The organism is Stenotrophomonas sp. TWI700, assembly GCF_039673645.1.
GTDB lineage: Bacteria > Pseudomonadota > Gammaproteobacteria > Xanthomonadales > Xanthomonadaceae > Stenotrophomonas > Stenotrophomonas maltophilia_AA.
In genome coordinates this window covers 57,943-83,267 of sequence record NZ_JBDJMB010000004.1, presented here as the reverse complement: position 1 = coordinate 83,267, position 25,325 = coordinate 57,943, and the positions used below count along the sequence as shown (strand labels likewise).

The window sequence follows — 25,325 nt, the reverse complement described above, 5'->3', positions numbered from 1 at the left end:
TCGATCACAGTTCCGGAATCCCATCTGCAATTGCTATTGAATTCACACGACCGCGTCGCGCCAGATGGGCAGGCCGGCTCGCCCGGCGGATTGCAGCAAACCGACTCCACTCCGTTTTTCACTCAAAGAGAGGCGACATGATGTCCAGTTCGATGAGCAAGGCCGCAGGTGTGATCGCGTTGTGTCTGTTGGGCGCCGGTGGCGCCGCCGCCGCCCCGTTGTTCGAGCCGGTCACGGTGCTGACCCGGGCCGGCACTGCCCAGCAACCCGCCCTGCAGGCGCTGATGGGCGCGCCGTCGACCAGCGCGGTGCAGGAGGTGCGCGTGGATGCGGCGGCGGTGGCGTCGGCGCAGAAGCAACTGGAGTTCGAACTGCTGGGGCAGCCGGTGCAGGCCCTGCAGAGCCGGGTGGAGACGCTCGCCGACGGCGGCAGCATCTGGTACGGGCAGATCGGCACGCGCGCCGGCGCACGGCTGCTCAAGGCTGGCGCCCCGGATCCGATGAACGCGGTGATCCTGGTGCGCAACGGCGACACGGTGACCGGCTCGATCCGCAGGGACGGCCAGCTGTACCGGCTGCGTCCGGTCAGCGATGGGCGGCATGTGCTGGTGGAAGTGGATGAGGCGCGCATGCCGGCCGACCATCCGGCCGACTACAACAGCCTGCCCACCATCGCGATGCCGGTCAGTGACCGGGCCGGTATCGCCGCGGCTTCCTCAGGCACCCCGGCCACCATCCGGGTGCTGGTGGTGGCCACCAACGGTGCGGTCGCGGCCTATGGCGGCAACATGCAGTCGCTGGTGCAGCTGGCCGTGGCCGAATCCAACCAGGGCTACGTCAACAGCAATGTCGGCATCACCCTGCAGCTGGCCGGGTACGAGACCACGCCCTATGTGGAATCGAGCAGCTTCTCCACCGATCTGTCGCGCTTCCGCAACACCAGCGATGGCGTGATGGACAGCATCCACGCCAGCCGCAACACCACCCGCGCCGATGTCGCCGTGCTGGTGATCAACAACGCCAGCTCGTGCGGGCTGGCCTCGGGCATCGGCTCCACCGCGGCGACCGCGTTCGCGGCGGTGCATTGGGACTGCGCGACCGGCTACTACTCCTTCGCGCACGAGATCGGCCATCTGCAGAGCGCGCGGCATGACATCGCCACCGACTCCAGCACGTCGCCGTATGCCTACGGCCACGGCTACCGTTACCAGCCGGCGACCGGCACCGGCTGGCGCACGATCATGGCCTACAACTGCACCCGCAGCTGCCCGCGCCTGAACTACTGGTCCAACCCGAACATCACGTACAACGGGATTCCGACGGGCATCGCCAGCAGCGCCGACAACCAGCGTGTGCTGGTCAATACGAAGGCTGCGGTGGCCGCCTTCCGCTGATCTGCGCCTCCCCGCGGCGGCTGTACGCCGTCGCGGGTATCAGCCGGCCAGCGCGTCCAGCGTCCAGCCTTCCGGCGTGACGCGCAGTACCGAGCCCTGCTCGTACCAGTCGCCGAGCACGATGCGGGTGCAGTCGCGGCCGCCGGCCTGCAGTGCATGGATGGCCGGGCGATGGGTGTGGCCGTGGATCATCGTGTCCACGCCATAGCGGGCGAAGGTGGCATCGACCTCCGCAGGGGCAACGTCGGTGACGGTTTCGAACTGGGCGCGGTCGCCCTGCTTCATTTCCGACTGCCGCGCCTGGCTGGCGTCGCGCGCCTTCTGCGCGAACGCGATGCGCGCGGCCAGCGGCTGCGACAGGAACTGCGCCTGGAATACCGGGTCGCGGGTCTGCGCGCGGAACTGCTGGTAGGCGACATCGTCCGTGCACAGCAGGTCGCCGTGCTGCAGCAGCACCGGACGGCCATACAGATCGATCACGCTCGGGTCGGGCAGGATCGTGAACCCCGCGCGCCGCGCATAGTCCTCGCCGACCAGGAAATCGCGGTTGCCGCGGATGAAATACACCGGCACGCCGGCATCGGCCACGGCATGCAGCGCGATGGCCACCGCATCGGCGGCCGGGGAGGGCGTGTCATCGCCGATCCAGGCTTCGAACAGATCGCCCAGGATGTACAGGGCATCGGCCTGCATCGCTTCATCGCGCAGGAAGGCCAGGAACAGGTCGGTGATGGCTGGACGACTCGGGTCCAGGTGCAGATCGGAGATGAACAGCGTGGTCATGCCCACATTGTAAAACGGGATCACGGGACGAGGCATCGCTGCAGGGTGAAGAGTCCGCGTGATTCAAGGGCGCGGGGCGACCGCCGCTACAACGGCAGCCACTGGAGGCTGGCGGCGGCCAGCAGCGCGGCGATCCCGGTCGCGGCCAGCACATCGCTGGGATAGTGCAGGCCCAGCACCACCCGCGACAGCCCGATCAGCGCGGTGAACGGCACCAGCAGCGGTGCCAGCCACGGGTAGTAGGCGAGCGCCACGATCGTGAAGGACACCGCATGCAGCGTGTGCCCGGACGGGAAGCTGAACTCATCCAGCGGCGCCACCCAGGCACGGATGCGCAGATCGGCAGCGAACGGCCGCGGGCGTCGTGTCCAGCGCTTGAGCCCCTTGTACAGCAGCAGGGCCATCACGCCGGTAGCGGCCATGTGCACCGAAGCACGCAGACCGTCGAAGCCATCCAGCAGGACCAGCCCGGCCATCAGCGCGTACCAGAACACGCCATCACCCAGGCGGCTGATCACCGCAAAGGCATGCCGTACACGGCGGCGCCGGCAGTAGTGGTTGGCACGTCGGCACCAGCGCGTTTCGTGCCCGCGCAGGGCATCAAGCGGCGTGGTCGGCATGCGGCCTCCGGGCCTGGGCCAGTTCGGCGAGCAGGGCATCGAACTCGGCCACCACCTGCTGTGGATGCAGCCGCTTCATCGCGGTGGCGGCGTTGCGGCCGAGCCGGTGGCGCAGGGCGTTATCGCCGGCCAACTGCACGGCGGCGGTCACGAATTCGGTGTCGTCGTTCACGGCGATGCCGTTGTCATCGGTGCGCAGGTACTCCCGGGCGGCGCCGTAGTCGAAGGCGACCGTGGCCACGCCGCTGGCCATCGCTTCCAGGGTGACGTTGCCGAAGGTCTCGCTGCGGCTGGGGAACAGGAACAGATCGCCGCTGGCGAAGTGGCGCGCCAGCGCATCGCCGCGCTGCACGCCGCAGAAGATGAAGTCCGGGTTGTCGTGGGCAAGCTTGGCCCGCGCCGGTCCATCGCCGACGAACACGAAGCGCGCCTTGGGCCGCACCTGCTGCAGCCGGCGGAACGCCTTGACCGCCAGCCCGAGATTCTTCTCCGGCGCGATGCGGCCAACGTAGATCGCGGCGAAGCCGTTGCCATCGATGCCCCATTCCTCGCGCAGGGCCGGGTCGCGGCGCTCGGGCTCGAACTGGCTGCTGTCCACCGCGCGTGCCAGCAGGCGGACCCGGTCGAAACCCTGTTCGCCGAGGAACTGCTGGAGTTCCTGGGTTGGCACCAGGGTCGCATCGGCCTGGTTGTGGAAGCGCCGCATCCAGCGCAGCGCGGCGGCCTGCAGCCAGGCCACGCCGTAGTCGGGGAGGTATTCGTCGAAGCGGGTATGGAAGCCGGTGGCGACCGGAATTCCCAATCGGCGTGCGGTGCGCAGGGCCGACCAGCCCAGCGGGCCTTCGGTCGCGATGTAGATCGCATCCGGGCGCTGCTGCTGCCATTGGCGGGTCAGGCGGGACGGCGCTGGCAGGCCGAAGCGCAGGCCGGGGTAGCGCGGTAGGTTGGCGCCGGTCACCAGGACGGTGCCCTCGGCCGCGTCGACATCCGATGACTGCCGCGGGCGGACCAGATCGACCTGGTGGCCGGCGGCACGCAGGCCCAGTTCCAGACCCTGCACGGTCAACGCAACGCCGTTGACTTCAGGGGGATAGGTTTCGGTGACGATGGCATAGCGCATGGCGGGCCTCCGGTATGCCATGCATGCTGGGGCCGGGCGATGTAGCCGACATGACCGCCGTATGACGCCGGCATGACGCCGCTCCCTGGCCGGCAGCCTCACGGCCCCGCAGGGCCGTGTCAGTCACGCGGTCAGGCGACGAAGGGGCGGAACTGTACGCCGAGCCCCGCCATGCCCTCGGTTTCGCCGATCAGATCCGCGCGCAGCAGCGGACGCGCGTCGATGTACGCCTGCGGCAGGATCAGCGACAGCCGAGCGTCATCCGCGGTCAGTTCCAGCGCCGGCATCGGGGTGTCCTCGTGCGCACGGTTGAGCAGGACCGCCAGGCGCAGCAGCGCTGTCATGCGTCGTGCCGGCTGCAGCAGGCGTTCGGGCAGCGCATCGAAGGCGGACTTGGAAATATTGCGCCGATGGCTGCGCACCAGTGCGGCGAGCAGCTGCTGTTCCTGGCGCGAGAACCCGGCGATGTCCGAGTTCTCCAGTACGTAGCTGCCGTGCACGTGATACCCGCTGTGCGCGATCATCAGGCCGAGCTCGTGCAGGCGCGCGGACCAACCGAGCATGCGCGCATCGTCCGGGTCCAACTGCCAGCTTTCCTCGACCTGGGCGAGCAGGTTCATGGCGGTGTTTTCCACGCGGTCGGCCTGCACGGTATCGATGCCGTAGCGCTGGGTCAGTGCGGCGACCGACTCGTCGCGCAGGTCGTTCTCGCTGGCGCGGCCGAGGATGTCGTACAGGATGCCTTCGCGCATGGCCGCTTTGCTGACCAGCAACTTCTGCAGCCCCAGCGCCTGGAAGGCCGCTTCCAGCACCAGGATGCCGCCGGCGATGATCGGGCGGCGATCGGCGGACAGGCCGGGCAGGTCGATGTCCTCGATGCGCTTGGCCTTGAGCAGTTCATCGCGCAGCTGCGGCAGGGCTTCGGCGGTGATCGCGCCCTTGCTCAGCTTCATGGTGGCGCAGATTTCACTGATCGCCTTGTGGGTGCCCGACGAGCCCAGTGCTTCGTGCCAGCCCAGGGCGCGGTATTTGTTGGCGAACTGCTGGAATTCGGCGCCGATTTCGGTCAGCGCATCCTTCCAGCGCTTCTTGCTCAGCTTGCCGCCGGGGAAGAAGCGGCGCGTGCTGGCGATGCAGCCGGCCTGCAGACTTTCGCGCTCCAGGGTCTGCATGCCCTGGCCGATGATGAATTCGGTGGAGCCACCGCCGATGTCGATCACCAGCCGGCGCTGGTCCGGCTTGGGCGGCTGCGCATGGGCCACGCCCAGGTAGATCAGGCGCGCCTCTTCGCGGCCACTGACCACTTCGATGGCATGCCCGAGCGCGGTTTCGGCCGGCATCAGGAAGGCCTGCGGCGAGCGCAGCTGGCGGACCGTGTTGGTGGCCAGGGCACGGACCCGCACCGAGGGGATGGCGCGGATGCGCTGGCCGAACCGGGCCAGGCACTCCAGCGCGCGCTGGCGGGCCTCGGCGGACAGGCCGCCCTTGCCATCCAGGCCATCGGCCATGCGCACGGTCTCGCGCAGGCGGTCGACCACCCGCAACTGCCCGAGGGTGTATCGCGCGATGACCATGTGGAAGCTGTTCGATCCGAGGTCGATGGCGGCGAGCAGGTCGCCATCCTGCAAAGCGGGCGGAGTCGTGGAGGTATGCGGCATTTGCGAATGTTAGCCGAAGGGTGGGGCCTCGCGTCACCGCGCGCCCTTCACAGGGGCTGCGACGCGGGGTCGCAGCCCTACAGGCCCTGCAGCAGGGCCATCTGCGCCGCGTGTGGCGGCTCGTCATGGCCCGGCGTGCACTTGATGTAGCTGCCGTCGGCCTGCAGTTCCCAGGCGTTGAGGTTGTCGTCCAGGTAGTTCTGCAGCACGTCGCGGTAGACCTTGCGCGCCAGTTCCGGGTCCAGGATCGGGAAGCAGGTCTCGACCCGGCGCAGCAGGTTGCGCTCCAGCCAGTCCGCGCTGGCGCAGAACAGCTCCGAGGCGCCGTCGTTGCCGAACCAGTAGACCCGGCTGTGCTCGAGGAAGCGGCCGACGATCGAGCGCACCCGGATGGTGTCCGACACGCCGGGGACGCCCGGTCGCAGCGTGCACGCGCCGCGCACGATCAGGTCGATCTGCACGCCGGCCTGCGAGGCCGCATAGAGAGCGCGGATCATCTGCGGTTCGTTGAGCGCGTTCATCTTGGCGATGATCCGCCCCGGACGGCCACTGGCGGCCAGGCGGGTTTCGCGTTCGATCCGCTGCAGCAGGCCCGGGTGCAGGGTGAAGGGCGACTGCAGCAGGCGCTTGAGCTTCATCCGCGGGGCCAGCCCGGAGAGCTGCTGGAACAGCAGGTGCACATCGTTGCCGATGTCCGGATCGGCGGTGATCAGGCTCAGGTCGGTGTAGGCCCGTGCGGTACCACTGTGATAGTTGCCGGTGCCCAGATGCACGTAACGGCGCAGCTTGCGGCCTTCGCGGCGCACGATCAGCAGCATCTTGGCGTGGGTCTTGAACCCGACCACGCCGTAGACGACCTGCACACCGGCCTCCTGCAGGCGGTCGGCCAGGCCGAGGTTGGCTTCCTCATCGAAGCGCGCGCGCAGCTCGACGACGACGGTGACGTCCTTGCCATTGCGTGCGGCCTGGATCAGCGCATCGACGATCAGCGAATCCTTGCCGGTGCGGTACAGGGTCTGCTTGATCGCCAGCACGTTCGGGTCGACCGCGGCCTGCTTGATCACATCCAGCACGGCGGTGAACGCATCGAAGGGATGGTGCAGCAGCACGTCCCGGCGCGCGACGATCTCGAAGATGCCATCGCTGTCGCGCAGGACGCGCGCGCTCAGCGAGGGGTATTTCAATTCCGGCCGCTGGATCACGTCGTACAGCTGGATCACGCGGTTGAGGTTGACCGGGCCGTCGATGCGGTAGACCGCGTTCTCGGTCAGGCCGAAGTTCTGCAGCAGGGTGCGCACGATGTCGCGCGGGCAGTCCTGCGCGATCTCCAGCCGGACCGCCGGGCGGTAGCCGCGGTCGACCAGTTCGTCGCGCAGCGCCAGGGCCAGGTTCTCGACTTCTTCCTCGTCCACCACCAGCTCGGAATTGCGGGTCACGCGGAACTGGTACGCGCCCTGGACTTCCATGCCCGGGAACATTTCATCGACGAAGGTCGACAGCACCGAGGACAGGAACACGAAGGTCTGCGGGCCGCCGAGTTTCTCCGGCAGCTGGATGATGCGCGGCAGTGACCGTGGCGCGCGCACGATCGCCAGATGCCCGGCGCGACCGAACGCGTCGGTGCCCTTGAGCACCACCACGATGTTCAGCGACTTGTTGAGGATCTTCGGGAACGGATGCGACGGATCCAGGCCGAGCGGCGACAGCACCGGCATGATCTCGTTGCGGAAGTACGCACGCAGCCAGCGCTTCTGGCGGTGGTTCCAGGAGTGCCGGCCGAGCACGTCGATGCCGGCCTCGTGCAGCGCCGGGCGCAGTGTCTCGTTCCAGCAGCGGTATTGCTGGTCGACCAGCTGTGCGGCGCGGTCGTGGATCGCGTTGAGGATCGCCTGCGGGGTCATGCCGTCCGGTGCGGGCGGCAGGCCGAACTCCTGCGCATGGCGCACCGCGGCCGCGCGGATCTCGAAGAACTCATCCAGGTTGGTGCAGGAGATGCACATGAAGCGCAGGCGCTCCAGCAGCGGCACCTGCGGGTCCATGGCCTGGGCCAGCACGCGGAAATTGAAATCCAGCTGGGACAGTTCACGGTTGATGTACAGCGCGGGATCGCGCAGCGGATCGCCGTCCACAGGCACGGCGACGGGAACAGGAGTGCTCATGCGGAAAAGTCTTCAGAAGAAGGAAGGGAGACGACCTCGGTGCGCGCACGCACCTGGTCGGCATCGAAATGGCAGGAGAACGTGCTGCCTTTACCCACCTCGCTCTGGATCTCCAGGCGGGCATGGTGCAGGCCGAGGATGTGCTTGACGATCGACAGCCCCAGCCCGGTGCCGCCGCTCTCGCGCGAGCGGCTGCTGGAGACGCGGTAGAAGCGTTCGGTCAGGCGCGGCAGATGGTTGGCCGGGATGCCGTAGCCGGTGTCGCGCACCGACAGCACCACGCCATCGCCTTCGCGCGCGAACTCGACTTCCACGCGGCCCCCGGCGGGCGTATAGCGCACCGCGTTGGTGACCAGGTTGGAGAACGCGCTGTGCAGTTCCTTGTTGGAGCCCTGCAGGTCCACGCCGGCGGTGTCGATGATGCTGATCTGGTGGCGGCCCTGGCTGTGCGCTTCGGCTTCGCGGCGCAGCGTGGCCAGCATCGGGGTCATCGCCACGGCTTCGGCTTCGGTGTGTTCCTGCGATTCCAGCCGCGACAGGGTGAGCAGGTCTTCGACCAGCTGCGCCATGCGCTGGGATTGCTTGCGCATCTCCTCCAGCATCGGGCCGGTGCCGGGGAAGTCCTCCGGATCCATCATGTCCAGGTAACCGTGCACCACGGTCAGCGGCGTGCGCAGTTCATGCGAGACATTGGCGACGAAGTCGCGGCGCACCTGCTCCAGCCGCAGCAGCTTGCTGACGTCGCGCGCGATCAGCAGCCAGTAGTCGGGCGAGTAGGGAATCAGGCGCAGGTTGAGGCGGATCGCCGGGTCGACCGGCGAGGGCACATCCAGGATCGGTTCGGCGTTGCGGCCACCGGCCAGCCAGTGCGCCAGCGGCATCGGCTGCAGGCGTTCGACCAGTGCTTCGCCGAGATCGCCCGGATGGTGCAGGCCGAGCAGCGAGGTCGCCGATTCGTTGAACCACTGCACGCGCTGGCTGTTGCGGTCGACTACCACCACCGCGTCGGGCAGGGCGGCGGCGGCGGCGCGATAACTGCGCAGCATGTCCAGCAGGCGCCGTTTGCGCGTGCGCATTTCCCACTGGTTGCGGTAGAGCAGGCGGTCCAGTTCGTTCCACACACCGGTGCCGTCACCCATGTCCCAGCGATGGCGCGCGGTGAGCCCGCGCAGCACCCGGCGCAACCGCCAGTAATGCCAGGTCAGCGCACCGATCGAGGCCAGCGCGATGCACATCCAGACATGTCCGACCGCCAGGCCCAGCAAGCCGGCCGCGAGCAGCAGGGCGGCGAGGGTGGCCAGCGTTTTCAACCAGGCAGAACGGATGTGGCGGGGCATTGCGGTCTCGCAGAAAGTGCGGGCCTCGGAATCGATCCAAGGTTATAGCAGGAGTGGCCGGAACCAGCATGCGCGCCCGGTTCCGGCCCGGCGAGACTCAGGTCGAGGTGGAGAACCGGTAGCCGGCGCCACGCACGGTCTGCACCATGTTCTCCGCGGCGAACGGCTCCAGCGTCTTGCGCAGGCGGCGGATGTGCACGTCGATGGTGCGCTCCTCCACGTACACGCTGCCGCCCCACACGTGGTCCAGCAGCTGGGCACGGGTGTAGACACGCTCGGGATGGGTCATGAAGAAGTGCAGCAGGCGGTATTCGGTCGGACCGATCGGTACCGGCTGGTCGCCGGCGAAGACGCGGTGTGCGGCGCCATCGATGCGGATCGTACCGACCGCCACGCTGCCGTCTTCGTCATCGTCGCGGGCACGGCGCATCACCGCACGGATGCGGGCCAGCAGTTCGCGCGCCGAGAACGGCTTGACCACGTAGTCGTCGACACCGGCTTCCAGGCCACCGACGCGGTCGTTCTCTTCGCCGCGCGCGGTCAGCATGATGATCGGCACCTCGCGGGTGAGGGCTTCTTTGCGCCAGCGCCGGGCCAGGTCCAGGCCGCTGGTGCCCGGGAGCATCCAGTCCAGCAGGATCAGGTCCGGGACGCGATCGGCGATGGCGGTCTGCGCCTCGCGGGCGTCGCCGGCATGGATCGGGTCGTAATCGCCCTTGCGCAGGGCAAAGGCGACCATTTCGCGGATCGCGGGTTCGTCATCGACGATCAGGATGCGTTTCTGCACATGCCCACCGTATTACTCATCAGATCGGGATTGAGCCCAGTAGACTACGGTTTCATGACAGGTTTGTGACGGGGTGCCGGGCGGCCCTCAGCGGCGGTCCAGCTCCGGGTCGTCGATGCCCTGGCGGCGCATCTCCAGCACGGTCGGAGTAATGCTCTCGATCCGGGCGTCCACACGGGCGCGGCCGACATAATCCAGGTTCGGCTGCCGCTTCAGCGCCTGCAGCTGGATCAGGGCCTGTTCCGGGCGGCCGCTCAGGAAGGCGGCCTCGGCGTAGGCCTCGCTGGCCCGGGTGGTGTCGCCGGCCAGCTCGCTGGCGCGGGCGAACCGCTGCTGGAAGACCGGATCATTGCCGCTTTGCGACAGCATCGGGCGCAGCATCGCCTGCGCGCGCTGGCCGGCCTCGCGTCCGCCCTGTTCATTGAGGATGGCCGCATAGGTCAGCGCCACCGGCCGGCTGCCCGGGTGCTGGCGCATCAGGGCTTCGAACCGGGCGTTGGCCTGCGCCGGCTGGCCGCTGCGCGACTCCGCCTCACCCAGCGCCAGCGCCACCCAGACATTGTCCGGGTGGTCGCGCAGCAGTTCGCCCAGGTCGCGGCTGGCCTGGGCGGCCGCGCTGTTGCGCAGCCGGCCCAGGGCCAGGCCGTAGCGCTGCGGCTCGGTCAGCCCGTTTTTCTGCGCGCGCTGCAGGCTCTCGTACTCACGGATCACATCGCCAGGCGTGTCGGCACTGAGCACGCGCAGGCGCTCGCGCGCCCATTCGAACTGGCCGGTGCTGCCGCGGCTGAGGGAATTGACCGAAATCTGCATGGAGGCGGGCAGCAACGGGTTGCTCCGCCGCACCAGCGGGTCCGACAGCGCCGGATCGGCCGGGTTGACCCGCTCCTGGCGGACCCCGCCGGGCACTTCCGTGGTGAGCAGCACCGTGTCCTTCTTCATCTGCTCGGCGCGGGCCTTGGCCTCGCTGATGCGGGTGGTCGTGACCGGGTGGGTCTGCAGGAAGTCGGGGACGCTGTAGCCGCCCTGGTTGCCGCGCATCGAGGCCGACATGCGCTCGAAGAAGCCGGCCATGGCATCCACGTCGTAGCCGCTGCGGGCCAGGGTGCGGATGCCCAGGCGGTCGGCCTCGGATTCGTTGGACCGGGTGTAGTTGATCTGGCGCTGCTGCATCAGCCCCATGCCGGAGGTGATCGCGGCCATGGTGGCGTCGCCGGAGGAATTGCCGCCGGCCTGCTGCGCGGCCACGATCGCGGCGAGCATGCCCAGCAGGATCGGGATCTGGTCGCGCTGGGCGCGCTCGACCCCGCGCAAGACGTGCTGCTGGGTGACATGGGCGATTTCGTGGGACAGCACCGCGGCCACCTCGTCTTCGCGTTCGGCGGTCAGCACCAGGCCTGCGTTCACGCCGATATAGCCGCCCAGGGTCGCGAAGGCGTTGATCTGCCGGTCCTTGAGCATGAAGAAGGTGTAGGACTGGCGCGGCTGGGCGCTGTTGGAGCCCAGCCGGGCGCCCATGGTCTGCAGCCAGTCGTCGACCAGGGGATCGTCGAGCAGATAGCCGTAGTTGCGCAGTTCGCGCAGCATCATCCCGCCGTACTCGGCCTGCCGGGCCGGGGTCAGCAGCTCGCCGGCCGAGGAGCCGATGTCCGGCAGCTTGTTTTCCTGCGCCCCGGCCAGCGGCACGGCCAGGGCCAGGGTCAACGCGGCAGAGAGCAGCAAGGGGCGCAAACGAAGCTCCTGGGGGGAAGGCGGGCAACAGCGTGACAGAGCGACGGCAACCTGCAGTTAAACCACAGTGTTGCGACGGTGACGTGGAAAATCCAGCGGACCGCTACCATATACAGACCAACGTTCCGCTGTGGAGTTTCCCGTGAGCCAAGATGCTGTTTCCACCCCCGGTGGCGCACCCGCCATCACCATCTACTCGACCGCGGTGTGCCCGTACTGCGTGGCCGCCAAGAACTTCCTGAAGAGCAAGGGCCGCGACTGGACCGAGGTCCGGATCGACCTGGACCCGGTCGAGCGCGAGAAGATGATGGCCAAGACCCGCCGTACCAGCGTCCCGCAGATCTTCGTCGGCGAGGTCCATGTGGGCGGCTACGACGACATGATGGCCCTGCACCGCGCCGGCAAGCTGGAGCCGCTGCTGGCCGGGCAGGACCCGGCGTGAGCGCGGCCGACGACGGCAGCAAGGACCGCATCGCCGAATTCACCGAGTTCCGCCAGCGCATGAACCAGCGCATCCTGGGCGAACCCAACCAGGTCGTGCGCCGCTTCTTCGCGCTCGACACCCAGACCTACCAGGCCGGCGCGCTGGACGTGAAGACCAAGGAGCTGCTGGGCCTGGTCGCCTCGATGGTGCTGCGCTGCGATGACTGCATCAGCTACCACGTGGCCCAGTGCAAGGACGCCGGCGTGACCCGCGAGGAGTTCTTCGAGACCTTCTCGGTGGGCCTGGTGGTCGGTGGCTCGATCGTGATCCCGCACCTGCGCCGCGCCGTGGACTTCCTGGACCAGCTCGAAGGCGGCGCCGAAGCGCCGGCCGTTCACGAGCATTGAGGTCGGGGCCGTGATGGCCCCACCCCGGTCCCCCGGCAATGTTGTCGCCCTCGGTGGCGCACCATTCAGGTACGAGACCACGTTCAGCAAGCCGGATAGCAATGCCTCTGGAGGAAAGCCCCTTCTGTTGAAGGGGCGCGCCGACAGGCGGGGGTAGAGGAGGAATGCGCGGGCAAACCGCTTCGCGGTTTGCAGGGGCGCGCCAAGGGCGCGGGGTAGAGGAGGAATGCGCGGGCAATTCTGCCTTACCCGCCTTAGACCAATGGCCCATTTGGGGTCCATTGGGCGGGTAAGGCATAATTGCCGATGAAACTTCCCTTGCGCCCGCGCTTCGCGCACCTCACGGACGGCGCTCCCCCTCGGTTCGGAATACACATCAATGACGCAGAAAATCACGGTCATCCGCGGTGACGGCATCGGCCCGGAGATCATGGACGCTACCCTGTTCGTGCTCGGCAAGCTGGACACCGGCTTTGAATACGAAGACGCCGACGCGGGCCTGGTCGCGCTGGAAAAGCACGGCGATCTGATGCCGGCCTCCACGCTGGAGTCGATCGCACGCAACAAGATCGCGCTGAAGAGCCCGCTGACCACGCCGGTCGGTGGTGGCTTCACCTCGATCAACGTCAGCCTGCGTCGCCACTTCGACCTGTACGCCAACGTGCGTCCGGCCGTCTCGTTCCCGAACACCAAGTCGCGTTTCGGCGACGGCGTGGACCTGATCACTGTCCGTGAGAACACCGAAGGCGCGTACCTCGCCGAAGGCCAGGAAGTCTCGGCCGATGGCGAGACCGCCTTCTCCGGCACCCGCATCACCCGCAAGGGCTCCGAGCGCATCGTGCGCTACGCCTTCGAGCTGGCCCGCAGCACCGGCCGCAAGAAGGTCACCGCCGTGCACAAGGCCAACATCATCAAGTCGACCTCGGGCCTGTTCCTGGCTGTGGCCCGCGAAGTGGCGGCCAAGTACCCGGAGATCGAGTTCCAGGAAATGATCGTCGACAACTGCTGCATGCAGCTGGTGATGCGTCCGGAACAGTTCGACATCATCGTGACCACCAACCTGTTCGGCGACATCATCTCCGACCTGTGCGCCGGTCTGGTCGGCGGCCTGGGCCTGGCCCCGGGTGCCAACATCGGTGAGAACGCGGCGATCTTCGAAGCCGTGCACGGCACCGCACCGGACATCGCCGGCCAGGGCAAGGCCAATCCGTGCGCGCTGCTGCTGGCCGCCGCGCAGATGCTGGACCATGTCGGCCAGGTCGAGAACGCCGAGCGCCTGCGCAAGGCCATCGTGGCCACGCTGGAAGCCAAGGATTCGCTGACCGGCGACCTGGGCGGCACCGGCAACACCATGGGCTTCGCCCAGGCCATCGCCAGCCGCCTGTAAGCGCGCGGGTCGGTTGTCCAGAAAGCGGGGCGCTTCGGCGTCCCGCTTTTTTGTTGCCTGTTGTGTGTGTCGCGACAGGCGGCGGAGGCATGAAAAAGGCGCCTTGCGGCGCCTTCGTCATGTCCCTGCGGGTGCGTGGATCAGCGCTGCTGGATCTTGGACAGCAGGCGCAGGAATTCCACGTACAGCCACACCAGCGTGACCATCAGGCCGAACGCGCCGTACCACTCCATGAACTTCGGCGCGCGCGCCTCGGCACCGGTTTCGATGAAGTCGAAATCCAGCACCAGGTTCAAGGCCGCCACCACCACCACGAACAGGCTGAAGGCGATGCCCAGCCAGCCACCTTCGTGGATCATCGGCACGTTGATGTTGAAGAAGCTCAGCACGAACGAGGCCAGGTACAGCAGCGCGATGCCGCCGGTCGCGGCCACCACGCCCAGCTTGAAATTCTCGGTGACCTTGATCAGGCCGCTGCGGTAGACCGCCAGCATCACGAACATCGTGCCGAAGGTCAGCATCACCGCCTGCATCACGATGCCGGGGAACTTGGCATTGAACATCGCCGAGATCGCGCCGAGGAACAGACCTTCCACCAGCGCGTACATCGGCGCGGTGACCGGCGACCATTCCTTCTTGAACACCGTCACCAGGGCCAGCACCAGGCCGCCGATCGCACCGACCAGCGTGTACAGCATCGCGCTGGGGGTGGGCAGGCCATCGGCGTTGATCGACTGGCTCCACGCGAACGCGGCCGTCAGCACGGTGAGCAGCAGCAGCAGGCCGGTCTTGTTGACGGTGCCGTTGATGGTCATCACCTGGTCGGGGCGGGCCACGACCGAGCCGCTGGCCAGGTCGAGGAAGGTCGACTCGGAAAGTGCGGGATTGCCGCTGCGCATTGCCAATCTCCTTGAAGGGGTAGGGGGTTCGGCCATCCGGCCGCTGACCCGAGCATAGCCCAAGCCGCCGTCGGCGATGACGGGATGTGAATTGATGTGTGAAAACCGTTGACAGATGCCACACCGATTCCCACAATAGGCGGCTCTTTCGGGGGGAACCCCGGAGGGAAACAAACCGCCGGGGTATAGCGCAGTCTGGTAGCGCGCCTGCTTTGGGAGCAGGATGTCGGGGGTTCGAATCCCTCTACCCCGACCAAGCCCGCTGCTCAAATCGGGATTGGAGTGCGACAATCCGGACCGAGCGCCCGTAGCTCAACTGGATAGAGCACCGGCCTTCTAAGCCGGCGGTTACAGGTTCGATTCCTGTCGGGCGCACCATCCGGTGCAAGCGGTAGGAGACAAAGGTTTTCAGTGGTGGCTGTAGCTCAGTTGGTTAGAGTTCCGGATTGTGATTCCGGTGGTCGGGGGTTCGAGTCCCCTCAGCCACCCCACTGATTCAAACTGGTTCACCGAAAGTGAATCAGGGTTGCAAAAGGCAGCACACACGCTACAATGTGCGCCTGAGTTTTCAGGGCTGTTAGCTCAGTTGGTAGAGCAGTTGACTCTTAATCAATAGGTCCAAGGTTCGAATCCTTGACAGCCCACCAAGACAGAAGCCATCGGGTCCGCCCGGTGGCTTTTTTCTTGTTCGAGACATCGCGTTGAACAGGCTGGCCGCTGTGCGTCTCCAGACGCCATTCGCCCTCCATTCAAACAAAACGCTTGCGTCGCGTGCAGGAAACCCTGCATAATTCGCCTCCCGATTTTCGGGCTGTTAGCTCAGTTGGTAGAGCAGTTGACTCTTAATCAATAGGTCCAAGGTTCGAATCCTTGACAGCCCACCAAGACAGAAGCCGCCTGGTCCGCCAGGCGGCTTTTTTCTTGCCCGGCGCTTCTGCTTTCGGCCCGGGCCTGCAACAATGCGCACCTGAGTGGAAAACTCGCGAAAGTGGCGGAATTGGTAGACGCCCTGGATTTAGGTTCCAGTGCCGCAAGGCGTGGGGGTTCGAGTCCCCCCTTTCGCACCAGTGCAGGGCGTTTTCGCCGGCACCATGACCATGGGCACGTCCCGGATCGGGGAGACGGCCACATGCTGGGCCCGTGGTGGCCCGGGACGTTCTCGGCCCGCGCTGGCGGCGCTGGCGTTTATCGGCGAAACTACAGGGCTGCGGCGGGCATGCGCGTCCACGACCCCGCGTCCAAAACCCGTTTCATCCATCACATCGTGCCGGGGCCCATGCCGCCGGTGGCAGGAGTCAACATGCAAGCTTCGATCGAATCCACTGGCAATCTGGAACGCCGCCTGACCTTCTCGCTGCCGGAAGACCGTCTGCAGACGCACATCAGCGGCCGTCTGGGCGAGATCGCCCGCACCACGCGCATCAAGGGCTTCCGCCCGGGCAAGGTGCCGGCCAAGGTGATCGAGCAGCGTTTCGGCCAGCAGGTCCGCAGCGAAGCCGTCGACGGCCTGCTGCGTGAAACCTTCGATGCCGCCCTGCGCGAGCACGAACTGCGCATCGCCGGTACCCCGCGCATCGACAAGGGCGAGGGTGAGCTGTCCTTCGTGGCCACCGTCGAGCTGGTGCCGGACTTCGGCGACGTGGACGTCAGCAAGCTGACCGTGGTCCGCCACACCGCCGAGATCAACGACGCCGACATCGACCAGATGATCACCAACCTGCGCGAGCAGCGCCGCAGCTGGAGCCCGGTCACCCGTGGCGCCCAGGACGGCGATCTGGTCGCCCTGGAAACCTGGTCGCAGGCCGGCGATGAGCGCCTGCCGGCCGAAGGCACCGAGAAGGGCAGCGTGATCGTGGGCCAGGGCATGATGTTCGAGCAGATCGAGCAGGGCCTGGTCGGTCTGGCCGCCGGTGAAGAAAAGACCCTGGACGTCGAGTTCCCGGCCGATTGGCGCGTTCCCGCGCTGGCGGGCAAGCAGGTCAAGGTCACCGTGAAGGCGGTGGACGTGTCCGCGCCGGTGCTGCCGGAGGTGGATGCCGAGTTCATCAAGAGCTTCGGCGTGAAGGGCGGCGACGTGGAGCAGTTCCGCAAGGACATCCGCGCCAACCTGGAGCGTGAGCTCAAGGGTGCCCTGATGAACCGCCTGCGCCGCGAAGTCGGTGAGCAGCTGATCGCCGCCTACGCCTCGGTGGAAATGCCGCCGCGCCTGGTCGAGAACGAAGCCCGCGCCATGCTGGCCCAGCAGATCGAGCAGATCCGCCGCAGCGGCCGCAACCCGGGCGACGTCCCGGCCGACGCCCATGAAGGCTTCAAGGACGCCGCTGCCAAGCGCGTGCTGGTCGGCCTGCTGGTCGGTGAAGTGGCCCGCAAGAACGACCTGCGCCTGGACCCGAAGCGCCTGAATGAAACCATGCGCCTGATCGCCTCGACCTACGAAGAGCCGGAGCAGGTCATTGAGATGTACCGCAATGACCCCCAGCTGATGACTGGGCTGCAGAATCGCGTGATGGAAGAGCAGGTGATCGATTGGATCGCCGAGCGCGCCCAGCACACCGAAGAGAAGCTGTCGTTCCAGGACGCGATCCGCCAGTAAGCGGCCCGCGTTTTACGCCCCGCGCCCCGGCGCGGGGTCGTTCCCCCCAAAATAGGTGCCTCACTAATGGACAACCGAACCACAGCCCTGAACATGGTTCCGATGGTGGTCGAACAGACCAGCCGCGGCGAGCGCGCCTATGACATCTATTCGCGCCTGTTGAAAGAGCGTCTGATCTTCCTCGTGGGCCCGATCGACGATCACATGGCCAACGTGGTGGTGGCGCAGCTGCTGTTCCTGGAAGCGGACAACCCGGAAAAGGACATCAGCATCTACATCAACTCGCCCGGTGGCGTGGTCACCGCCGGCATGGCGATCTACGACACCATGCAGTACATCAAGCCGGACGTGAGCACCATCTGCGTCGGCCAGGCGGCCTCGATGGGCGCCCTGCTGCTGGCATCGGGCGCGCCCGGCAAGCGCTATGCGCTGCCGAATTCGCGCGTGATGATCCACCAGCCGCTGGGCGGCTACCAGGGCCAGGCCTCGGACATCGACATCCATGCCCGTGAAATCCTGACCCTGCGTTCGCGCCTGAACGAAGTGCTGGCCAAGCACACCGGCCAGTCGCTGGAGACCATCGCCCGGGATACCGAGCGCGACAACTTCAAGAGCGCGGCCGATGCGGTGGCCTACGGCCTGGTCGACCAGGTCCTGGAGCGTCGTCCGGAAGAGTCGATCCAGCCGGCGTAAGGTTGCACCAGGCCGGGAAACCGGCTTGTTTCCACCGGGTCGGGCAGGACTGGCGTCCTCCTGACCCTGTGCTATTCTCGAATCGAACCCCCGTTCAGTCGGGTGGGGTAACTGGGTAAGCGAAGCATGAGCGAAGACCGCCAAGGTCGTTCCACGGACACCGGCAAGATCCTCTACTGCTCCTTCTGCGGAAAGAGCCAGCATGAGGTGCGCAAGCTGATTGCGGGTCCGAGCGTATTCATCTGCGATGAATGCGTCGAGCTGTGCAACGACATCATCCGTGAGGAGCTGGAGGAGAAGGCGCAGTCGGCCCGCAGTTCGCTGCCCAAGCCGCGCGAGATCCTCGAGGTCCTGGACCAGTACGTGATCGGGCAGAACCGCGCCAAGCGGACCCTGGCCGTGGCCGTATACAACCACTACAAGCGCATCGAGAGCCGTCAGAAGAACGACGAAGTCGAACTGGCGAAGTCGAACATCCTGCTGGTCGGTCCGACCGGTTCGGGCAAGACGCTGCTGGCCGAGACCCTGGCCCGCCTGCTCAACGTGCCGTTCACCATGGCCGACGCCACCACGCTGACCGAAGCCGGTTACGTGGGCGAGGACGTGGAGAACATCATCCAGAAGCTGCTGCAGAAGTGCGACTACGACGTCGAGAAGGCACAGCAGGGCATCGTCTACATCGATGAAATCGACAAGATCTCGCGCAAGAGCGAGAACCCGTCGATCACCCGCGATGTGTCCGGCGAAGGCGTCCAGCAGGCCCTGCTGAAGCTGATCGAAGGCACCGTGGCCAGCGTGCCGCCGCAGGGCGGTCGCAAGCACCCGCAGCAGGAATTCCTGCAGGTCGACACCAAGAACATCCTGTTCATCTGTGGCGGCGCGTTTGCCGGCCTGGACAAGGTGATCCAGCAGCGCTCCAACGATTCGGGCGGCATCGGGTTCGGTGCCAAGGTGAAGAGTTCCGAGCGCAAGCAGGAAGTGGGCAAGATCCTGGCCGAAGTCGAGCCGGAAGATCTGATCAAGTTCGGCCTCATCCCGGAGTTCGTCGGCCGCCTGCCGGTGGTGGCGACCCTGGAAGAGCTGGACGAGGCCGCCCTGGTGCGGATCCTGACCGAGCCGAAGAACGCCATCACCAAGCAGTTCAAGAAGCTGTTCGAGATGGAGCACGTCGAGCTGGAGTTCCGTCCGGACGCCCTGGCCGCCATCGCCCGCAAAGCGCTCAAGCGCAAGACCGGTGCCCGTGGCCTGCGTACGATCGTCGAATCGGTCCTGCTGGACACCATGTATGACCTGCCCTCGGCAGAGAACGTCAGCAAGGTGGTGGTGGACGAATCGGTGATCGAACACAAGTCCGAACCGTACCTGATCTACCAGACGCCACCGGCGCCTGAACAGAAGGCGGCTGGTGCTGAATAATCAGTTCAAGTAATTGAATTGAAAGAAATTTTTCAGAACAGCTTGCATCTAGAAGCCGATGGCCCCATAACGAGGCCATCGGCTTTTTTTGTATCCGGGCGAGGCGCCCGGAGGCCATCCCCACTGTTCCACTGGAGCCCACATGGCCCGTTCCCCAACTGAGACTCTCGACCTGCCGGTACTGCCGCTGCGTGACGTGGTGGTGTTCCCGCACATGGTCATTCCGCTGTTCGTCGGCCGTGACAAGTCCATGCATGCGCTGGAGCAGGCGATGGAGGCCGACAAGCGCATCCTGCTGCTCGCGCAGAAGTCCGCCGAGACGGATGATCCGTCCGCCGCCGATCTGTACCAGGTCGGTACGCTCGCCCAGGTGCTGCAGCTGCTGAAGCTGCCCGATGGCACGATCAAGGTGCTGGTCGAAGGCCTGTCGCGCGTCAACGTCACCGAAGTGACCGAGCGCGATGGCTCGCTGCACGGCGTGGGCATGGAAATCGAATCGGACGAGTCGCGCGAGCCGCGCGAGATCGAGGCGATCGCCCGTTCGCTGATGTCGCTGTTCGAGCAGTACGTCAAAACCAACCGCAAGCTGCCGCCTGAGCTGCTGCAGACCCTGGCCGGCATCGACGAGCCCGCGCGCCTGGCCGACACCATCGCCGCGCACATCAGCGTGCGCCTGGCCGACAAGCAGCGGCTGCTGGAAACGCTGCAGATCGGCGACCGCCTGGAAATGCTGGTCGGCCTGGTCGATGGCGAGATCGACGTCCAGCAGATGGAAAAGCGCATCCGCGGCCGCGTGAAGTCGCAGATGGAAAAGAGCCAGCGCGAGTACTACCTCAACGAGCAGATGAAGGCCATCCAGAAAGAACTGGGTGACCTGGACGATGCGCCGGGCGAGATGGACGAGCTGGCCCGCAAGATCGCCGAGGCGGGCATGCCCAAGCCGGTGGAGACCAAGGCCAAGGCCGAGCTCAACAAGCTCAAGCAGATGTCGCCGATGTCCGCCGAAGCCGCGGTCGTGCGCAATTACCTGGATTGGCTGCTGGGCGTGCCGTGGAAGAAGCGCAGCAAGGTCCGCAAGGATCTCAAGGCCGCGCAGGACACGCTGGACGCCGATCATTTCGGCCTGGACAAGGTCAAGGACCGCATCCTGGAATACCTGGCGGTGCAGTCGCGCGTGAAGCAGATGAAGGGCCCGATCCTGTGCCTGGTCGGCCCGCCCGGCGTGGGCAAGACCTCGCTCGGCCAGTCCATCGCCAAGGCGACCAACCGCAAGTTCGTGCGCATGAGCCTGGGTGGCGTGCGCGACGAGGCCGAGATCCGCGGGCACCGTCGTACCTACGTCGGCTCGATGCCGGGCCGCATCGTGCAGAACCTCAATAAGGTCGGCAGCAAGAACCCGCTGTTCGTGCTCGATGAGATCGACAAGATGTCGATGGACTTCCGTGGCGATCCGTCCTCGGCGCTGCTGGAAGTGCTCGACCCCGAGCAGAACAACGCCTTCAACGATCACTACCTGGAAGTGGACCTGGACCTGTCCGAAGTGATGTTCGTGGCGACCTCCAACTCGCTCAACATCCCCGGCCCGCTGCTGGACCGCATGGAAGTGATCCGCATCCCCGGCTACACCGAGGATGAGAAGCTCAACATCGCCATGCGTTACCTCGTGCCCAAGCAGATCAAGGCCAACGGCCTGAAGCCGGAAGAGCTGGAGATCGAGGCGGACGCCATCCAGGACATCGTGCGCTATTACACGCGCGAGTCCGGCGTGCGCAACCTCGAGCGCGAAGTCGCCAAGATCTGCCGCAAGGTGGTCAAGGAGATCGCCCTCGCCGGTCCGGTCGCGCCGGCCAAGGCTGCGAAGCCGGCCAAGGCCGGCAAGAAGGCCAGCGCGAAGAAGAAGGCGCTGGTGGTGGTCAACGGCAAGAACCTGGACAAGTACCTGGGCGTGCGCCGTGTCGATTTCGGCCGTGCGGAAGAACAGAACGAAGTGGGCCTGGTCACCGGCCTGGCCTGGACCGAAGTCGGCGGCGACCTGTTGCAGATCGAATCCACGCTGGTGCCGGGCAAGGGCCAGCTGATCCTGACCGGCCAGCTCGGCAACGTGATGAAGGAATCCGCTTCGGCGGCCCTGTCGGTGGTGCGTTCGCGTGCCGAGCGGCTGGGCATCGACAACGAGTTCCTGCAGAAGCACGACGTGCACGTCCACGTGCCCGATGGCGCCACCCCGAAGGACGGTCCCAGCGCGGGCATCGCGATGGTGACCTCGCTGGTCTCCACGCTGACCAAGGTGCCGATCCGGGCCGAAGTCGCGATGACCGGCGAGATCACCCTGCGGGGCCGCGTCACGGCCATCGGCGGCCTCAAGGAGAAGCTGCTGGCGGCGCTGCGTGGCGGGATCACCACGGTCATCATCCCCGAGGAGAACCGCAAGGATCTGGCCGATATCCCCGCCAATGTCACCCGTGATCTGAAGATCGTGCCGGTGAAGTGGATCGAGGAAGTGCTCGACCTGGCGCTGGAGACGCCGCTGACCGCGCCGAAGCCCAAGAAAGATGGGCAACGCGTCACGGTACGTGGCAAGTCCAAGACAGCTTCCACCACGCGCGTCAAGCATTGACGCGCGCTGTCCAACTGCCCGAAACCCGCGTCGTTATTGGCTTTTCAGCTTGCGCGGGTAGGGGGGCACTGGTATAAAAGCACCACTCGCGAGTCAGCGTAAATCTGAATTCGGCGAACAGAGAACTTCACTGGCATCCGGCGGCGTATCGTCGTCGGGTGTCTCAATGTTGAATCCGCGGAATCCCCGCCAAAGGAGCTGTAGAGAATGAACAAGACCGAATTGATCGACGCCGTTGCTGAAGCCGCCGACCTGACCAAGGCCGAGTCCAGCCGCGCCGTTGATGCCGTCATCGCTTCCGTCACCAAGGCCCTGAAGGGCGGTGATGCGGTGACGCTGGTGGGCTTCGGCACGTTCCAGGTCCGCGACCGCGCTGCCCGTACCGGCCGCAACCCGAAGACCGGCGACACCATCAAGATCGCTGCGTCGAAGAATCCGTCGTTCAAGGCTGGCAAAGCCCTGAAGGATGCCGTAAACTAAGCGGCTTGCTGGGGTGCTTAGCTCAGCGGTAGAGCGTCTCCTTTACACGGAGAGGGTCGGGGGTTCGAAACCCTCAGCACCCACCAGGCACTGCCAGTAAAAAGGTTTGAAATGTGGAGCGGTAGTTCAGCTGGTTAGAATGCTGGCCTGTCACGCCGGAGGTCGCGGGTTCAAGTCCCGTCCGCTCCGCCAGTTTCAATAGGGCCCCTGAGCGATCGGGGGCCTTGTTTTCTCCAGCGACGCAGGTCGCGGCGGAAACAAAAGCGGTTTAGTGCGGAGCGGTAGTTCAGCTGGTTAGAATGCTGGCCTGTCACGCCGGAGGTCGCGGGTTCAAGTCCCGTCCGCTCCGCCAGTTTTACAAGAACCTCGAAAAAAGCAGCATTTCGGGGTGGGCAATCTGAATATCTTCGGATAGAATGAGCGCCTGCAAAGTTTCAAGTGCGGAGCGGTAGTTCAGCTGGTTAGAATGCTGGCCTGTCACGCCGGAGGTCGCGGGTTCAAGTCCCGTCCGCTCCGCCAATCTTTGAAGAGCCCTTGGTGAAAACCAAGGGCTTTTTTTTTGCCTCCGATCCAGCAGGTCGATCAACTTCGCACTGCCGGTCGTCCGCCAGCCGCCGATCCGCTGGCGTGGCACCGGGCGGATCGTGCGCCGGGGCGCGGCGCGCGGACTTTTGGAGCCTGCCGCGAAGCGGGTTACACTGCCGGGCTCGCCAATCAGGCCTTGATTTTTCCCATGCTGCAGAAACTTCGCGACAAGACCTCGGGCTGGATCGTTACCGTGATCCTGGGGCTGCTGATGATTCCGTTCCTGTTCGTGATCGACTCCAGCTACCTCGGTGGCGTCGGCTCGCAGAACGTGGCCAAAGTTGCCGCACCGCCGACCTGGTGGAAGTCCGCCCCCTCGTGGTGGCCGGTCTCGTTCCTGTGGCAGCACCATGAGATCAGCTCCAACGATTTCCGCGTGCGCTTCGAGCAGGCGCGCCAGCAGGCACGCCAGGAACAGGGCGAGGACTTCGATCCGCGCCAGTTCGAAAGCACGGAAAGCAAGCTGGCCGTGCTGGACCAGATGATCGACGAGCAGGTCGTGCGCCTGGCCGGCGAGCAGTCCGGCATCGTGATCGGCGATGGCGCCGTGCGCGAGTACATCGCCTCGATCCCGGCCTTCCTGGATGCCAACGGCAAGTTCAACCAGGACAACTACCGCATCGCGCTGGCCAGCGGCAATCCGCCGCGCACGCCGACGCAGTTCGAAGCGCTGGTGCGCGAGAGCATCCAGCAGTCGATCATTCCGTCGGCCCTGCAGCGTTCCGGGTTCACCACCCAGAGCGAAGCCGAGCGCCTGATGAAGCTGCTGGGTGAAACCCGCGACGTCGAGCTGGCCGCGCTGCCGGAAATCCCGGCCGATACCGCCGAAGTGACCGACGCGCAGATCAAGCAGTGGTATGACGGCCACACCAAGGATTTCCGCCAGCCGGAAACCGTGTCGCTGGAATACGTCGAGATCAACGGCGCGAACCTGCCGGCTGCCGCCGCGGCCGACGAAGCTACGCTGCGCAAGCGCTATGCGGACGAGAAGGCGCGCTTTGCCACGCCGGAACAGCGCTTGGCCTCGCACATCCTGATCGCCGTCGACGGCAGCGATCCGGCCAAGCTGAAGGCAGCCGAAGAAAAGGCCACGCGCATCGCCGCCGAAGCCAAGGCACCGGGTGCCGATTTCGCTGCACTGGCCAAGGCCAACTCCGAAGATCCGGGTTCCAAGGACACCGGCGGTGACCTGGGCTGGGTCGAGCGCGGCGCGATGGTGAAGCCGTTCGAAGACGCGCTGTTCGCCATGAAGGCGGGCGAGATCACCGGTCCGGTCAAGACCGACTTCGGTTTCCACGTGCTCAAGCTGCGCGAGACCAAGGGCGGTGAAGGCCGTTCGTTCGAAGACGTGCGTGACCAGCTGGTCGCCGAGCAGGCCAAGGCCGACGCCGATCGCGTGTTCACCGAGCTGAGCGGCCGCCTGGTCGACCTGGTCTACAAGAACCCGACCTCGCTGGAAGGCCCGGCCAAGGACATGAGCCTGCCGGTGCAGACCCTCGGCCCGTTCACCCGCACCACCGCCAGTGGCATTGCCGCCAACCCGGCCGTGCTGCGCGCGGCGTTCTCCGACATCCTGACCCAGGATGGCACGGTGAGCGACCCGATCGAGCTGGGCCCGAACCACACCGTGATGATCCGCGTGACCGAGCACAGCCCGGAGCAGGCGCTGCCACTGGTCAAGGCCCGTGAGCAGGTCATCGCTGCGATCCATGCCGACCGCACCCGCCAGGCCTCGGAGAAGGCCGTGGACGCCGTGCTGGCCAAGCTGAAGGCCGGTCAGACCCTGCAGGCGCTGGCTGCCAGCGAGAAGCTGCAGATCAGCCCGCTGCCGGGCCTGCCGCGCACCCAGCCGGTGCCGACCCCGGAGATCAACCGCGCCGTGTTCAGTGCGCCGCTGCCGGCCGAAGGCAAGCCCAGCTACGGCAAGGTCGCCGTGCAGGGCCGCTACGTGATCTATGCGGTCACCAAGGTCAGCCCGGGCAACGTCGCCGAAGTGGACGCCGCCCAGCAGCAGCAGCTCAAGGAACAGCTGAGCCAGATCGACGGCATGGCCGCCGCCAAGGCCTACGTCGACGCGATGCGCAAGCACTTCAAGGTGCAGACCGAAGAAGCCAACCTCTAACCGGGTCGGCTTCTGCAGGAAAACAAACAGCCCGGCACTGCCGGGCTTTTTGTTGTGCGTGCCTCATCCGCCATCCGCCATCCGCCATCCGCCATCCGCCATCCGCCATCCGGGCT

19 protein-coding genes and 10 tRNA genes are annotated in these 25,325 nt (G+C 66.1%); 20 read left to right on the top strand and 9 right to left on the bottom strand.

All coding sequences use genetic code 11. The annotated features are described in order from the left end of the window. Nucleotides 1-137: 137 nt before the first annotated feature. Nucleotides 138-1,394, top strand: coding sequence for a zinc-dependent metalloprotease (locus ABE473_RS05105; RefSeq protein ID WP_346488723.1), 1,257 nt, complete (start codon nucleotides 138-140; stop codon nucleotides 1,392-1,394). Between the two features lie 39 nt (nucleotides 1,395-1,433). On the opposite strand, the gene lpxH is transcribed toward ABE473_RS05105, so the two are convergent. The 8 genes from lpxH to ABE473_RS05065 form a co-directional block, all read right to left on the bottom strand. Next, nucleotides 1,434-2,177, bottom strand: coding sequence for a UDP-2,3-diacylglucosamine diphosphatase (gene lpxH, locus ABE473_RS05100; RefSeq protein ID WP_346488722.1), 744 nt, complete (start codon nucleotides 2,175-2,177; stop codon nucleotides 1,434-1,436). Nucleotides 2,178-2,263: 86 nt separating this feature from the next. Further along, nucleotides 2,264-2,797 carry a phosphatase PAP2 family protein gene (locus ABE473_RS05095; protein ID WP_346488721.1) on the bottom strand — a complete coding sequence of 178 codons (534 nt, stop codon included), beginning with the start codon at nucleotides 2,795-2,797 and terminating at the stop codon, nucleotides 2,264-2,266. Continuing rightward, nucleotides 2,778-3,917: a glycosyltransferase family 1 protein gene (locus tag ABE473_RS05090; RefSeq protein ID WP_346488720.1), complete on the bottom strand. Its 1,140-nt coding sequence runs from the start codon at nucleotides 3,915-3,917 to the stop codon at nucleotides 2,778-2,780. The genes ABE473_RS05095 and ABE473_RS05090 overlap by 20 nt, the downstream gene beginning before the upstream one ends. A 131-nt stretch (nucleotides 3,918-4,048) precedes the next feature. Then, a complete protein-coding gene (ppx, locus tag ABE473_RS05085; protein ID WP_179460880.1) occupies nucleotides 4,049-5,575 on the bottom strand; it encodes an exopolyphosphatase in 1,527 nt (508 codons plus the stop codon). Between the two features lie 77 nt (nucleotides 5,576-5,652). Beyond that, complete coding sequence (gene ppk1 / locus ABE473_RS05080) at nucleotides 5,653-7,734, bottom strand: polyphosphate kinase 1 (protein ID WP_346488719.1); 2,082 nt, start codon at nucleotides 7,732-7,734, stop codon at nucleotides 5,653-5,655. After that, nucleotides 7,731-9,071: a phosphate regulon sensor histidine kinase PhoR gene (phoR, locus tag ABE473_RS05075; protein ID WP_346488718.1), complete on the bottom strand. Its 1,341-nt coding sequence runs from the start codon at nucleotides 9,069-9,071 to the stop codon at nucleotides 7,731-7,733. Before phoR ends, ppk1 begins: the two co-directional genes overlap by 4 nt. A 97-nt stretch (nucleotides 9,072-9,168) precedes the next feature. After that, complete coding sequence (gene phoB / locus ABE473_RS05070; protein WP_123728486.1) at nucleotides 9,169-9,858, bottom strand: phosphate regulon transcriptional regulator PhoB; 690 nt, start codon at nucleotides 9,856-9,858, stop codon at nucleotides 9,169-9,171. Nucleotides 9,859-9,945: 87 nt separating this feature from the next. Beyond that, nucleotides 9,946-11,586, bottom strand: a complete 1,641-nt coding sequence (locus ABE473_RS05065; RefSeq protein ID WP_346488717.1) for a M48 family metalloprotease — start codon at nucleotides 11,584-11,586, stop codon at nucleotides 9,946-9,948. A 142-nt stretch (nucleotides 11,587-11,728) separates the two neighbouring features. Between ABE473_RS05065 and grxC the strand changes: the two genes are divergently transcribed. The 3 genes from grxC to ABE473_RS05050 all read left to right on the top strand — a co-directional run bounded on the left by grxC (nucleotide 11,729) and on the right by ABE473_RS05050 (nucleotide 13,804). Further along, nucleotides 11,729-12,028 (top strand): glutaredoxin 3, encoded by a 300-nt coding sequence (gene grxC, locus ABE473_RS05060; RefSeq protein ID WP_019185813.1) that lies wholly within the window; start codon nucleotides 11,729-11,731, stop codon nucleotides 12,026-12,028. Then, entirely contained in the window at nucleotides 12,025-12,417 is a 393-nt protein-coding gene (locus ABE473_RS05055; RefSeq protein ID WP_019185812.1) for a carboxymuconolactone decarboxylase family protein, read from the top strand. Before grxC ends, ABE473_RS05055 begins: the two co-directional genes overlap by 4 nt. A 379-nt stretch (nucleotides 12,418-12,796) precedes the next feature. Continuing rightward, the gene (locus tag ABE473_RS05050) at nucleotides 12,797-13,804 is read left to right on the top strand and encodes an isocitrate dehydrogenase (protein ID WP_176990731.1); all 1,008 of its coding nucleotides are present in this window, start codon (nucleotides 12,797-12,799) and stop codon (nucleotides 13,802-13,804) included. A gap of 140 nt (nucleotides 13,805-13,944) precedes the next feature. On the opposite strand, the gene ABE473_RS05045 is transcribed toward ABE473_RS05050, so the two are convergent. Then, a complete protein-coding gene (locus ABE473_RS05045) occupies nucleotides 13,945-14,703 on the bottom strand; it encodes a Bax inhibitor-1/YccA family protein (RefSeq protein WP_319214360.1) in 759 nt (252 codons plus the stop codon). A gap of 179 nt (nucleotides 14,704-14,882) precedes the next feature. Between ABE473_RS05045 and ABE473_RS05040 the strand changes: the two genes are divergently transcribed. The 16 genes from ABE473_RS05040 (at nucleotide 14,883) to ABE473_RS04965 (ending at nucleotide 25,209) form a co-directional block, all read left to right on the top strand. Continuing rightward, nucleotides 14,883-14,959 (top strand) — tRNA-Pro (locus ABE473_RS05040). Between the two features lie 45 nt (nucleotides 14,960-15,004). After that, nucleotides 15,005-15,081 (top strand) — tRNA-Arg (locus ABE473_RS05035). 36 nt (nucleotides 15,082-15,117) lie between these two features. After that, nucleotides 15,118-15,194, top strand: a tRNA-His gene (locus ABE473_RS05030). 80 nt (nucleotides 15,195-15,274) lie between these two features. Further along, nucleotides 15,275-15,350, top strand: a tRNA-Lys gene (locus tag ABE473_RS05025). A gap of 161 nt (nucleotides 15,351-15,511) precedes the next feature. Beyond that, nucleotides 15,512-15,587: transfer RNA gene (locus tag ABE473_RS05020), tRNA-Lys, on the top strand. 98 nt (nucleotides 15,588-15,685) lie between these two features. Then, a tRNA-Leu gene (locus tag ABE473_RS05015) sits at nucleotides 15,686-15,770 on the top strand. Between the two features lie 233 nt (nucleotides 15,771-16,003). Beyond that, on the top strand, nucleotides 16,004-17,296 hold the full coding sequence (gene tig / locus ABE473_RS05010) for a trigger factor (RefSeq protein WP_179460886.1): 1,293 nt from the start codon (nucleotides 16,004-16,006) through the stop codon (nucleotides 17,294-17,296). A 66-nt stretch (nucleotides 17,297-17,362) separates the two neighbouring features. After that, the gene (clpP, locus tag ABE473_RS05005) at nucleotides 17,363-17,989 is read left to right on the top strand and encodes an ATP-dependent Clp endopeptidase proteolytic subunit ClpP (protein ID WP_179460887.1); all 627 of its coding nucleotides are present in this window, start codon (nucleotides 17,363-17,365) and stop codon (nucleotides 17,987-17,989) included. Between the two features lie 126 nt (nucleotides 17,990-18,115). Then, nucleotides 18,116-19,405: an ATP-dependent Clp protease ATP-binding subunit ClpX gene (clpX, locus tag ABE473_RS05000; RefSeq protein ID WP_019185803.1), complete on the top strand. Its 1,290-nt coding sequence runs from the start codon at nucleotides 18,116-18,118 to the stop codon at nucleotides 19,403-19,405. A gap of 142 nt (nucleotides 19,406-19,547) precedes the next feature. Beyond that, a complete protein-coding gene (gene lon / locus ABE473_RS04995) occupies nucleotides 19,548-22,022 on the top strand; it encodes an endopeptidase La (protein WP_176990735.1) in 2,475 nt (824 codons plus the stop codon). Between the two features lie 207 nt (nucleotides 22,023-22,229). Continuing rightward, nucleotides 22,230-22,502: an HU family DNA-binding protein gene (locus ABE473_RS04990; RefSeq protein ID WP_019185801.1), complete on the top strand. Its 273-nt coding sequence runs from the start codon at nucleotides 22,230-22,232 to the stop codon at nucleotides 22,500-22,502. 11 nt (nucleotides 22,503-22,513) lie between these two features. Beyond that, nucleotides 22,514-22,588, top strand: a tRNA-Val gene (locus ABE473_RS04985). A gap of 29 nt (nucleotides 22,589-22,617) precedes the next feature. Continuing rightward, nucleotides 22,618-22,694: transfer RNA gene (locus tag ABE473_RS04980), tRNA-Asp, on the top strand. A gap of 83 nt (nucleotides 22,695-22,777) precedes the next feature. Beyond that, nucleotides 22,778-22,854 (top strand) — tRNA-Asp (locus tag ABE473_RS04975). 90 nt (nucleotides 22,855-22,944) lie between these two features. Continuing rightward, nucleotides 22,945-23,021, top strand: a tRNA-Asp gene (locus ABE473_RS04970). 214 nt (nucleotides 23,022-23,235) lie between these two features. Further along, the gene (locus tag ABE473_RS04965; RefSeq protein ID WP_346488716.1) at nucleotides 23,236-25,209 is read left to right on the top strand and encodes a peptidyl-prolyl cis-trans isomerase; all 1,974 of its coding nucleotides are present in this window, start codon (nucleotides 23,236-23,238) and stop codon (nucleotides 25,207-25,209) included. Nucleotides 25,210-25,325: the final 116 nt, after the last annotated feature.

Bases quoted from the DNA above. Each gene is read 5' to 3' on its own strand.
- ABE473_RS05095 (WP_346488721.1), bottom strand. From the start codon at position 2,797: ATGCCGACCACGCCGCTTGATGCCCTGCGCGGGCACGAAACGCGCTGG.
- clpP (WP_179460887.1), top strand. From the start codon at position 17,363: ATGGACAACCGAACCACAGCCCTGAACATGGTTCCGATGGTGGTCGAA.
- ABE473_RS05105 (WP_346488723.1), top strand. From the start codon at position 138: ATGATGTCCAGTTCGATGAGCAAGGCCGCAGGTGTGATCGCGTTGTGT.
- clpX (WP_019185803.1), top strand. From the start codon at position 18,116: ATGAGCGAAGACCGCCAAGGTCGTTCCACGGACACCGGCAAGATCCTC.
- lpxH (WP_346488722.1), bottom strand. From the start codon at position 2,177: ATGACCACGCTGTTCATCTCCGATCTGCACCTGGACCCGAGTCGTCCA.
- phoR (WP_346488718.1), bottom strand. From the start codon at position 9,071: ATGCCCCGCCACATCCGTTCTGCCTGGTTGAAAACGCTGGCCACCCTC.
- ABE473_RS04990 (WP_019185801.1), top strand. From the start codon at position 22,230: ATGAACAAGACCGAATTGATCGACGCCGTTGCTGAAGCCGCCGACCTG.
- ABE473_RS05090 (WP_346488720.1), bottom strand. From the start codon at position 3,917: ATGCGCTATGCCATCGTCACCGAAACCTATCCCCCTGAAGTCAACGGC.
- ppx (WP_179460880.1), bottom strand. From the start codon at position 5,575: ATGCCGCATACCTCCACGACTCCGCCCGCTTTGCAGGATGGCGACCTG.
- lon (WP_176990735.1), top strand. From the start codon at position 19,548: ATGGCCCGTTCCCCAACTGAGACTCTCGACCTGCCGGTACTGCCGCTG.
- ABE473_RS05045 (WP_319214360.1), bottom strand. From the start codon at position 14,703: ATGCGCAGCGGCAATCCCGCACTTTCCGAGTCGACCTTCCTCGACCTG.
- tig (WP_179460886.1), top strand. From the start codon at position 16,004: ATGCAAGCTTCGATCGAATCCACTGGCAATCTGGAACGCCGCCTGACC.
- ppk1 (WP_346488719.1), bottom strand. From the start codon at position 7,734: ATGAGCACTCCTGTTCCCGTCGCCGTGCCTGTGGACGGCGATCCGCTG.
- ABE473_RS04965 (WP_346488716.1), top strand. From the start codon at position 23,236: ATGCTGCAGAAACTTCGCGACAAGACCTCGGGCTGGATCGTTACCGTG.
- ABE473_RS05050 (WP_176990731.1), top strand. From the start codon at position 12,797: ATGACGCAGAAAATCACGGTCATCCGCGGTGACGGCATCGGCCCGGAG.